The sequence below is a fragment of the Streptomyces odonnellii genome (assembly GCF_000981895.1).
Lineage (GTDB): Bacteria > Actinomycetota > Actinomycetes > Streptomycetales > Streptomycetaceae > Streptomyces > Streptomyces odonnellii.
On record NZ_LATD01000112.1, the window covers coordinates 1 to 10,652 of the forward strand.

Annotated in this window: 8 protein-coding genes and 1 pseudogene; 3 read left to right on the forward strand and 6 right to left on the reverse strand. The window is 69.7% G+C overall.

What is annotated here, in order from left to right; genetic code table 11:
- Window positions 1–43: 43 nt before the first annotated feature.
- Window positions 44–658, reverse strand: a complete 615-nt coding sequence (gene rpsD, locus WH07_RS12505) for a 30S ribosomal protein S4 (RefSeq protein WP_046499535.1) — start codon at window positions 656–658, stop codon at window positions 44–46.
- A 230-nt stretch (window positions 659–888) separates the two neighbouring features.
- On the opposite strand from rpsD, the pseudogene WH07_RS12510 reads away from it, so the two are divergent.
- Window positions 889–1,526: pseudogene (locus WH07_RS12510) on the forward strand (DUF2470 domain-containing protein).
- A 42-nt stretch (window positions 1,527–1,568) separates the two neighbouring features.
- On the opposite strand, the gene WH07_RS12515 reads toward WH07_RS12510, so the two are convergent.
- The 4 genes from WH07_RS12515 to WH07_RS12530 form a co-directional block, all read right to left on the reverse strand.
- Window positions 1,569–2,924: a replication-associated recombination protein A gene (locus tag WH07_RS12515; protein WP_046499538.1), complete on the reverse strand. Its 1,356-nt coding sequence runs from the start codon at window positions 2,922–2,924 to the stop codon at window positions 1,569–1,571.
- A 151-nt stretch (window positions 2,925–3,075) separates the two neighbouring features.
- A complete protein-coding gene (locus WH07_RS12520; RefSeq protein ID WP_046499541.1) occupies window positions 3,076–3,711 on the reverse strand; it encodes a vitamin K epoxide reductase family protein in 636 nt (211 codons plus the stop codon).
- Window positions 3,712–3,833: 122 nt separating this feature from the next.
- Window positions 3,834–5,099: a histidine--tRNA ligase gene (hisS, locus tag WH07_RS12525; protein ID WP_046499551.1), complete on the reverse strand. Its 1,266-nt coding sequence runs from the start codon at window positions 5,097–5,099 to the stop codon at window positions 3,834–3,836.
- A gap of 14 nt (window positions 5,100–5,113) precedes the next feature.
- Window positions 5,114–5,839 carry an MBL fold metallo-hydrolase gene (locus WH07_RS12530; protein WP_046499544.1) on the reverse strand — a complete coding sequence of 242 codons (726 nt, stop codon included), beginning with the start codon at window positions 5,837–5,839 and terminating at the stop codon, window positions 5,114–5,116.
- Between the two features lie 167 nt (window positions 5,840–6,006).
- Between WH07_RS12530 and WH07_RS12535 the strand changes: the two genes are divergently transcribed.
- Together WH07_RS12535 and WH07_RS12540 are read left to right on the forward strand one after the other, a co-directional pair.
- Window positions 6,007–6,804 (forward strand): peptidylprolyl isomerase, encoded by a 798-nt coding sequence (locus WH07_RS12535; protein WP_046499547.1) that lies wholly within the window; start codon window positions 6,007–6,009, stop codon window positions 6,802–6,804.
- Between the two features lie 149 nt (window positions 6,805–6,953).
- Complete coding sequence (locus WH07_RS12540) at window positions 6,954–8,183, forward strand: DUF349 domain-containing protein (RefSeq protein WP_046499549.1); 1,230 nt, start codon at window positions 6,954–6,956, stop codon at window positions 8,181–8,183.
- A 122-nt stretch (window positions 8,184–8,305) separates the two neighbouring features.
- Here the strand turns inward: WH07_RS12540 and WH07_RS12545 are convergent, their stop codons facing one another.
- Window positions 8,306–10,651, reverse strand: coding sequence for a RelA/SpoT family protein (locus WH07_RS12545; RefSeq protein ID WP_079023170.1), 2,346 nt, complete (start codon window positions 10,649–10,651; stop codon window positions 8,306–8,308).
- Between the last annotated feature and the right edge of the window lies 1 nt (window position 10,652).

Genomic DNA, 10,652 nt, shown 5'->3' on the forward strand with positions numbered 1-10,652 from the left:
GGGAGGGGCGGGCCGATACGCCGGCGCGCGGGACCCGGGTGGGTCAGCGGGCGTAGTACTCGACGACGAGCTGCTCGTCGCAGATGACCGGGATCTCCTTGCGCTGCGGATCGCGGTCCAGGCGGAAGGCCAGCGCCTTCAGGTTGACCTGGAGGTAGCGCGGGGTCTCGCCGTCGGTGTCGTAGCCACCCTCGCGCGCGACCTGGAAGGGGACCTTGTCGCGGCTGCGCTCGCGGACCATCACGACATCGTCGGGGCGGACACGGAAGGACGGCTTGTCGACCTTGCCGCCGTTGACCTCGATGTGACCGTGGACGACCATCTGGCGGGCCTGGTAGATGGTGCGGGCGATGCCCGACCGCAGGACCAGGGCGTCGAGGCGGCGCTCCAGCTCGACCACCAGGGCCTCGCCGGTCTTGCCCTCGGCCTTCTTGGCGCGGTCGTACGCGCGGGCCATCTGGCGCTCGCTGATGTCGTACTGGGCGCGCAGACGCTGCTTCTCCAGCAGACGGACCTTGTAGTCACTGTTCTGCTTGCGTCCACGTCCGTGCTCACCCGGCGGGTAGGGACGGGCCTCGAAGTACTTGACAGCCTTGGGCGTCAGCGCGATACCGAGCGCACGGGACTTCTTGACCTTGGGACGCGACTGGTTAGGCACGTTCTCCAGACCTCCATTGTAGGTTAGGTTAGGCTCACCTTACTCAAGGAGATCGCATGTCTCGCTCCGGGAACACCACGCGCATCACAGACAGCCTCGACGCGCAGGGCACCGATTCGACGGAGGTCCGATCAGCTCATGGTCAGCCGCGTCCCAGCGGGCTTGAAATCGATCGGATGCCGTCAGCAGCCGAACGCACACGAACTCTCGTACAGGGTACATGCTCGGCAATGCTGCTCGTCCCGCGTCCGGACGGGGCTCAGCCGTGGCAGCTCCTGCCCTTCACCCGGACCGTGGGCCCGGACGGCGGGGTGTTCCTGGTCCTCCCGGCCGGGGCCGACACCGTACGCGCCGCCGCGCGGATCCGGGGCGGCGAGGTGACCGGCGTACTGGAGCTGACGGATGTCGCACCCGTCTCCGTGCCGCACCGGATCCGCGCCCGTGCCCGGCTCTCGGGCCCGCTCACCGCGGGTCCCGGCCCCGCGGAACCGGGGCACACGACGCTCTGCCTGGCGGTCCGAGAGGCGTACGTGGACGATCTCCGGGGCGCGGAGCCGGTGGCGCCGGAGGACTTCGCGGCGGCCGTGCCCGACCCGCTGGTGGAGCACGAGGCGGAGCTGCTCCAGCATCTGCACGCCGCGCACAGCGCCGAGGTGCGGACGCTGGGCCGACTGCTCGGCGAGCGGTCGGAGGTGGTGTCCGGGGCCGGGGCACGGCCGTGCCGATCGGGCTCGACCGCTTCGGACTGCGGGTGCGCTTCACCGGCGACCGGTGCTTCGACGCGCGCTTCGACTTCCCCGAGCCGGTGCGCGATGTGACCGGGCTGCGGCGGGCCATGCTGGCGCTCTTCGACGCGGCCTCGCGCTGAGCCGCCCGTAGCGCTCCGGGCGCCCCCGCTGCTCTGACCCCGTCAGATGCCGTCGCCGCGCAGCCGTTCGCGCACCTTGTCGACCACGTCCGCGTACCGTGCCTCCGCGCCGTACCGCGTGGGCTCGTAGTAGCGCCTGCCCCGCACGGCCTCCGGCGCGTACTGCTGGGCGGCGATACCGCCCGGCACATCGTGCGGATAGACATAGCCCTGGGCATGCCCGAGCTTGGCCGCGCCCTTGTAGTGCCCGTCGCGCAGATGGGCCGGGACCGGGCCCGCGAGCCCCTTCTTCACGTCCTCCAGCGCCGCCGAGATCGCCGTCGTCGCCGCGTTCGACTTGGGGGCGAGTGCCAGGGCGATGGTGGCGTGGCTCAGGGTGAGGGCGGCCTCGGGGAAGCCGATCATGGCGACGGCCTGGGCTGCGGCGACCGCGAGCGGCAGCGCCGCCGGGTCCGCGAGACCGATGTCCTCGCTAGCCGAGATCATCAGCCGCCGGGCGATGAACCGGGGGTCCTCCCCCGCGTCGATCATCCGGGCCAGATAGTGCAGCGCCGCGTCCACGTCGGAGCCGCGGATCGACTTGATGAGCGCGCTCGCCACGTCGTAGTGCTGGTCGCCCTGGCGGTCGTAGTTCACCGCCGCCCGGTCGACCGTCTCCTCGACCGTGCGCAGGGCGATCTCGTGCTCGCCCTTGTCGAGCGCGGCGCCGGCGGCCGCCTCCAGCGCGGTCAGCGCGCGGCGGGCGTCACCTCCGGCGATCCGCAGGAGATGCGCCTCGGCGTCCTCGGGCAGGGTGAGGCTGCCGCCGAGTCCGCGCTCCTCGGTCAGCGCCCGCCGCAGCAGCCCGCGCAGATCGTCGTCGGTGAGCGGCTCCAGGGTGAGCAGCAGGGAGCGGGAGAGCAGCGGGGAGATCACCGAGAAGTACGGATTCTCGGTGGTGGCGGCGATCAGCGTGACCCAGCGGTTCTCCACGGCGGGCAGCAGGGAGTCCTGCTGGGCCTTGCTGAAACGGTGGATCTCGTCGAGGAAGAGGACGGTGTCCTTGCCGAAGCCACCGGAGGCGCGGCGGGCGCCGTCGATGACCGCCCGTACCTCCTTGACGCCCGCGGTGATCGCGGACAGCTCGACGAAACGCTTGTTGGTCGCCTTGGAGACGACATACGCGAGGGTCGTCTTGCCGGTGCCGGGCGGGCCCCAGAGGATCACGGACGAGGGTCCGGCGGGGCCGCCGCCGCCCTCTCCGACCAGTCTGCGCAGCGGCGATCCCGGCTTCAGCAGATGTGCCTGGCCGACGACTTCGTCGAGGACGCGCGGGCGCATCCGGACGGCCAGGGGGCTGCTGGACGGATCCTTCTCCTGGCGCTCTTCGGCGGCTGCGGTAAAGAGGTCGGGCTCCACGCGTGAAGCCTATGCCAGGCCACTGACAACGCAGGTCGGGACGGTGGAGGCGGGAACTCCCGACCGGTCGCGAGCCGGTTGCGACCGGTCGCGATCTGTCAGCACGTCCGGACCGTCACAGCACGTCCGGACGGTCAGTACGTCCGGACCGTCAGCTCGTCCAGAAGTCCCACCAGCGGGTCAGGATCAGCATTCCGATGATCCCGATGTGCAGTACGGGCACGACCCAGGTGAACTCGTCGAAGAAGCCGCGCAGCGCGCCCGGCGCGGGCAGCACTCCATGGCGGACGTTGTGGGAGGTCACGTACCAGAACATGACGATCGTGGCGACCCAGGCCAGACAGCACCACAGGCAGAGCGAGTTGATCTCGTACAGCGACTGGTACTGGAGCCAGGTGCAGAATCCGACGCCGAACAGCGTGCCCGCGTTCAGGCCGAGCCAGAACCAGCGCTGGTAGCGCGCCCCCGCCAGCAGCCCCACCCCGATGGCGATCACCACGCCGTACGCCACCAGACCCAGCATCGGGTTCGGGAAGCCGAAGACCGAGGCCTGCTCGCTCTTCATGATGTTGCCGCACGAGACCACCGGGTTCAGGCTGCATCCCGGGGTGAAGTTCGGGTCTTCGAGCAGCTTGAACTTGTCGATCGTGATCACCCACGCCGCCAGCAGCCCGGCGGCGCCGGTGATCACCAGCAGCAGCGCGAACGCCCGGCTGCCGCCGACCGTGCCGGCGGCGGTCCGTTCCTCCCGCTCGGAGGAGACGTCGTCCAGTGCCGCACCCGTCATATCCGCCGATCCCTCGCTCTGGGCCGTGGGGCACGCCGTCGGCCACGGGCGGCGCGGACTCATTGTGCCGCACGAGTCTGTGGGTCCGGGGAGGGGCCGAACGGCCCCTCCCCGGACAGGGCCTAGCCGCTCAGCCGCCGGGTCAGCTCGGCCACCAGCGCGTCGAGCGCCACCGGCTCCTGCTCCCCGCTCTCCATGTCCTTGAGCTGCGCCACGCCTTCCGCGAGATCGCGCTCGCCCGCGACGATCGTGTAGCGGGCGCCGGACCGGTTGGCGTTCTTCATCGCGCCCTTAAGGCCCTTCCCGCCGTACGAGAAGTCCGCGGCGACGCCCGCCCTGCGCAGCTCGGTGACCACACCGAAGAGCGTCCGCCTGGCCTCCTCGCCCAGCGGGACCGCGAAGACACTGGTGGAGCCCGGCAGATCGAGCGTGATGCCCTCGGCCTCCAGCGCCAGCACCGTGCGGTCCACCCCGAGCGCCCAGCCGACGGACGGCAGCGCGGGCCCGCCGATCATCTCGGAGAGACCGTCGTACCGGCCGCCACCGCCCACCGCGGACTGCGCGCCGAGACCGTCGTGGACGAACTCGAAGGTGGTGCGGGTGTAGTAGTCGAGACCTCGTACGAGCCGCTCGTCGTCCTCGTACACGACCCCTGCGGCGGTCAGCAGCTCCCTGACCTCTTCGTGGTACGCCTTGCACGCGTCGCACAGGTAGTCACGGAACAACGGCGCCCCGACGAGCTGCTTCTGGACGTCCGCGCGCTTGTCGTCGAGGACCCGCAGCGGGTTGATCTCGATACGGCGGCGGGTGTCCTCGTCCAGGTCGAGACCGCGCAGGAAGCCCTGGAGCGCCTCCCGGTAGACAGGCCGGCAGACCTTGTCGCCCAGGGAGTTGAGGAGGATCCGGAAATTCCGCAGGCCGAGCGAGCGGTACGCCTGGTCGGCCAGGATGATCAACTCGGCGTCCAGCGCCGGGTCTTCGGCACCGATCGCCTCGGCGCCGACCTGCGAGAAGTGGCGGTAGCGGCCCTTCTGCGGGCGTTCGTAGCGGTAGTACGAGCCGGAGTACCAGAGCTTGACCGGCAGATTCCCGGCCTTGTGCAGATTGGCCTCCAGCGCGGCGCGCAGCACGGAGGCGGTGCCTTCGGGGCGCAGCGCCAGCTTGTCGCCGCCCTTGGTCTCGAAGGCGTACATCTCCTTGGAGACGATGTCGGTGGACTCGCCGACACCGCGGGCGAACAGCTCGACGTTCTCAAAGCCGGGTGTCTCGACATAGCCGTAACCGGAGTTCCTCAGCGGCGCGGAGATGGCCTCGCGCACCGCGAGAAAGACCGCGGAGTCCGGCGGGATCAGGTCGTAGGTGCCCTTGGGGGCCTGGAAAGTACTCATGAAGATCCGGTGTGTCACATTCCTCGTCGCGGAGCGGCGGCCGGGCCGTCTCCGTCGCCGGCGGCGGCCGCTTCCCTCAGATAGGGGTTGGCGGCGCGCTCCCGGCCGATGGTCGTCTGGGGGCCATGACCCGACAGCACCACGGTCGAGTCGTCGAGCGGCAGGCACACCCGGCTCAGCGACTCCATCATCTCGGCGTGGTCGCCGCCGGGCAGGTCGGTGCGTCCGATGGAGCCGGCGAACAGCAGATCGCCCGAGAAGAGGACCGGGGGGATGTCAGCCCCGCCGGCCGATTCGGGCGTTCCGTACGTCACCGACCCCTTGGTATGGCCGGGCGCGTGCGCGACGGTGAACTCCAGGCCCGCCAGCGGCAGTCGGGCGCCGTCGGCCAGCTCCCGTACGTCGTCGGGCTCCCCCACGGTCAGCTCGCCCATCAGCGGCATCCCTATCGAGCGGCCGAGGGCCTTCTCGGGGTCGCTCATCATGTACCGGTCCGCGGGGTGGATCCAGGCCGGTACGTCATGTGCTCCGCACAGGGGGACGACCGAGGCGACATGGTCGATGTGCCCATGGGTGAGGATGACGGCGACAGGCTTGAGCCGGTGTTTGCGCACCGCCTCCTCGACCCCCTGTGCGGCCTGGTGGCCCGGGTCGATGATCACGCATTCCTCACCCGCGGCGGGGGCGACCAGATAGCAGTTGGTCCCCCAGGCCCCTGCGGGGAACCCGGCAATGAGCACGATCGTCCTTAGGTGTTGTCCACCGGCCCGGATCGTCCGTCGGTGGAATGCGGCAGATCAGAGCCTACCGGCGCTGCTCATTCCACAGCCAACCCGGATACCGTACGACCCAGCCAGGCGATCAGGATCAGTCACACAGGATCACTCACACACGAGGAGAAGACCCGGTGGTCAACAGCGATCAGCGACGGCGGCAGCTCGCCCGGGAGAAGTTCGAGCGGCAGCAGCAGCGCCGGACGGAGGCCAGGAATAAGGCGAAGCGGCGCAACGCCCTTGTCGCGGCCGTGCTGGCCGTGGTGGTCATCGGCGGCGCCGCCGCATGGGCCTCGGGCGGTCTGACCGGCGGCGACACCGCGGACAAGGCCGCCGCGCCGTCGGCGACCCCCAGCGCCGAGCCGTCGCCGTCGCCGACCGAGAGCAGCGCTCCCGAGCCGAAGATGACGATCGACAAGTCGGCGAAGTACACGATGTCGCTCAAGACGAACCAGGGCGACATCGCGATCGAGATGGACGCCAAGAAGACACCGCACACGGTGAACTCGTTCAAGGCCCTCGCGGACAAGGGCTACTTCGACAACACGAAGTGTCACCGGCTGACCACCGAGGGCATTTTCGTGCTCCAGTGCGGCGATCCGAAGGGCGACGGGACCGGCGGCCCCGGCTACACGATCCCCGACGAGAATCTGACCGCTCTCGGCAAGGCGGGCGCCGACGGCACCGTCACGTACCCCCCGGGGACGGTGGCGATGGCCAATACCGGCCAGCCGCACTCCGGCGGCAGCCAGTTCTTCCTGGTCTACAAGGACACCAAACTCCCGCCCAGCTACACCCCGTTCGGGACGATGGACGCCGCCGGCCTGAAGACCGTGGAAGACGTGGCCAAGGCCGGTGTGGACGGCGGTACGGGCGACGGCGCGCCCAAGAAGGCCGTCACCGTGGAGAAGGGCACGGTCGACAAGGCGTGACCCTCTGAATTTCGGCCGTGCTGAGTGCGGACAGCCGGGTGGCCGGTCGCCTAGATTGGCGTTGTGGAGGGCGGGCACAGCCCGTCCCAGGAAACTGTGGATGATGCCCGGGGCCATTCCCCTTGTGGGCATCAGGTGGAGGAGGCGCTGTGAGCAGCGACCCGTGGGGCCGTGTCGATGAGACGGGCACCGTGTACGTGCGGACGGCCGAGGGCGAGCAGGTCGTCGGATCGTGGCAGGCAGGCTCTCCGGAGGAGGCTCTGGCCTATTTCGAGCGCAAGTACGAGGGCCTGGTCGTCGAGATCGACCTCCTCGAACGGCGAGTGAAGACCACCGATCTGTCCGCCAAGGACGCGGCGGCGGCCATCGAGCATCTTCGCGGACAGATCGACGAACACCACGCCGTGGGTGATCTCGACGCGCTGCGCAAGCGGCTCGACGGGCTGGTCGCCACGGTCGACTCGCGCCGTGAGGAGCGCAAGGCGCAGCGGGCCAAGCAGACGGACGAGGCCCGCCACGCCAAGGAGACGCTGGTCACCGAGGCGGAGCAGCTCGCCCAGAGCGATCAGTGGCGGTCGGCCGGCGAGCGGCTGCGGGCGCTCGTGGACACCTGGAAGGGCCTGCCGCGGTTGGACAGGAAGTCCGACGACGAGCTGTGGCACCGCTTCTCGCATGCGCGCTCGGCGTTCTCCAAGCGCCGCAAGGCCCACTTCGCCGCGCTGGACGCGCAGCGGGAGGAGGCCCGTAAGGCCAAGGAGAAGCTGGTCGCGGAGGCCGAGTCGCTCTCCGGCTCCACCGACTGGGGTGCCACGGCCGCGCGCTACCGCGAGCTGATGACGGAGTGGAAGGCGGCGGGCCGCGCCCAGCGCGAGGCCGAGGACGATCTGTGGAACCGCTTCCGCGGCGCCCAGGACGTCTTCTTCGCGGCGCGCGGCGAGGTCTTCGCCGAGCGCGACGCCGAGCAGACCGAGAATCTGAAGCTCAAGGAAGAGCTGGCGGTCGAGGCCGAGCGGCTGATGCCGGTCACGGACCTCAAGGCCGCCAGGGCGGCGTTCCGGGCGCTCAATGAGCGCTGGGAGGCGATCGGCCACGTGCCGCGCGACGCCAGGCCGAAGGTCGAGGCCCGGATGCACGCGGTGGAGCGGGCTCTCCAGGAGTCCGAGGAGAACGAGTGGCGCCGTACGAACCCGGAGGCACGCGCCCGTGCCGAGGGTCTGACGGGCCAGCTCCAGGCGGCCGTCGACAAGCTGCGTACGCAGATCGACGCGGCGCGCGCGGCGGGCAACAACGCCAAGGCGGACAAGCTCGCCAAGGAGCTGGAGGGCCGCCAGGCGCTGCTGGACCAGGCGCTGAAGGGCCTCCAGGAGTTCGGCGGCTGAGGCGAGGCCTCGTGGCAGTTGTGTACGCCTGAGGGCGCCTCGTACATGCCGTACGAGGCGCCCTCAGGCGTTCGTGGTGCTCTGCGTGCCTGCCTGCTTGGTGCGTGCCTGCTTGGCCGTGCTTATGGCCTGCGTGCCGAGGTGACCCGGTAGACGTCGTACACGCCCTCCACGCCCCGTACCGCCTTCAGCACATGCCCGAGGTGCTTCGGGTCGCCCATCTCGAAGGTGAAGCGCGAGGTGGCGACGCGGTCGCGGGAGGTCTGGACGGCCGCGGACAGGATGTTCACGTGCTGGTCGGACAGGACCCGGGTGACGTCCGACAGCAGCCGGGACCGGTCCAGCGCCTCGACCTGGATGGCGACCAAGAAGACCGAGGACTGGGTCGGCGCCCACTCGACTCCCAGGATCCGTTCGGGCTGCTGGGAGAGCGAGTCCACATTGACGCAGTCGGCGCGGTGTACGGAGACACCACTGCCGCGGGTGACGAACCCGATGATCGGGTCGCCGGGCACCGGCGTGCAGCAGCGGGCGAGCTTCACCCAGACGTCGTCGACGCCCTTGACCACCACGCCCGGGTCGGCGTTCGAGCGGCGCTTGGTGCGCCCGCGCGAGGGCGGGGCGCTCTCGGCGATGTCCTCGTTGGCCGCCTCCTCGCCGCCGAGGGCCTGCACCAGTTTCTGTACGACGCCCTGCGCGGCCACATGGCCCTCGCCGATCGCCGCGTACAGCGAGGAGATGTCGGGATACCGCATCTCGTGCGCCAGCGTGACCAGCGAGTCTCCGGTGAGGATCCGCTGGATCGGCAGGTTCTGCTTGCGCATGGCGCGCGCGATGGCTTCCTTGCCCTGCTCGATCGCCTCGTCGCGGCGCTCCTTGGAGAACCACGCCCGGATCTTGTTCCTGGCCCGGGGCGATTTGACGAAGCCCAGCCAGTCGCGCGAGGGACCGGCACCGGACGCCTTGGAGGTGAAGACCTCCACCAGATCGCCGTTGTCGAGCGTCGATTCGAGCGGTACGAGCCGCCCGTTGACCCGTGCCCCTATGGTCCGGTGGCCGACCTCCGTGTGCACGGCGTACGCGAAGTCGACGGGGGTGGCACCGGCCGGCAGCGCTATGACATCGCCCTTGGGCGTGAAGACGAAGACCTCGTTGCGCGAGAGGTCGAAGCGCAGCGACTCCAGGAACTCGCTGGGGTCCTCGGTCTCCTTCTGCCAGTCCAGCAACTGGCGCAGCCACGCCATGTCATTGACGGTGTCCTGGCTCGCGCCCTTGCCCGCGTTCCTCGGCACGTCCGTACGGACCTTGGAGGCTCCGGCGACGGCCTCCTGCTTGTACTTCCAGTGCGCGGCGATGCCGTACTCGGCGCGCCGGTGCATGTCGAACGTACGGATCTGCAGCTCGACCGGCTTGCCGTTGGGCCCGATGACCGTCGTGTGGAGCGACTGGTACATGTTGAACTTGGGCATCGCGATGTAGTCCTTGAACCGTCCCGGGACCGGATTCCACCGGGCGTGGACGGTGCCGAGCGCCGCGTAGCAGTCGCGGACGGTGTCGACCAGGACACGGATACCCACCAGGTCGTAGATCTCCGCGAAGTCCCGGCCGCGGACGATCATCTTCTGGTAGACGCTGTAGTAGTGCTTCGGCCGGCCGGTGACGGTGGCCTTGATCCGGGCCGCGCGCAGATCGGACTGGACCTCGTCGGTCACTATGGCCAGATATTCGTCACGCTTGGGGGCGCGCTCGGCGACCAGCCGGACGATCTCGTCGTACATCTTGGGGTAGAGGATCGCGAAGGCGAGGTCCTCCAGCTCCCACTTGATGGTGTTCATGCCCAGCCGATGGGCCAGCGGCGCGTAGATCTCCAGGGTCTCGCGGGCCTTCTTCTCCTGCTTGTCCCGCTTGAGATAGCGCATGGTGCGCATGTTGTGCAGCCGGTCGGCGAGCTTGATGACCAGGACACGCGGGTCCTTGGCCATGGCGACGACCATCTTGCGTACGGTCTCGGCCTGCGCGGCCTCCCCGAACTTGACCTTGTCCAGCTTGGTGACGCCGTCGACCAGCAGCGCGACCTGCTCGCCGAAGTCACGGCGCAGGGTGTCCAGGCCGTACTCGGTGTCCTCCACCGTGTCGTGCAGCAGGCCCGCCATCAGGGTGGCCGGATCCATGCCCAGCTCGGCGAGGATCGTGGTGACCGCGAGCGGGTGGGTGATGTACGGGTCGCCGCTCTTGCGCTTCTGGCCGCGGTGCCAGCGCTCGGCGACCTGGTAGGCGCTCTCGATCTGGCGGAGGGTCGCGGTCTCGATCTTGGGGTCATTGCCGCGTACGGTCCGCAGGAGCGGTTCCAGGACCGGGTTGTACGGGGAGGAGCGCTGCACCCCGAGCCGGGCGAGCCTGGCCCGTACCCGGTTGGAGGAGCCACCCGAACGAGGGGCGGCGGTGGCACCGGGCTTGGGGGCACACAGG

Bases quoted from the DNA above. Each gene is read 5' to 3' on its own strand.
- WH07_RS12520 (WP_046499541.1), bottom strand. From the start codon at position 3,711: ATGACGGGTGCGGCACTGGACGACGTCTCCTCCGAGCGGGAGGAACGG.
- hisS (WP_046499551.1), bottom strand. From the start codon at position 5,099: ATGAGTACTTTCCAGGCCCCCAAGGGCACCTACGACCTGATCCCGCCG.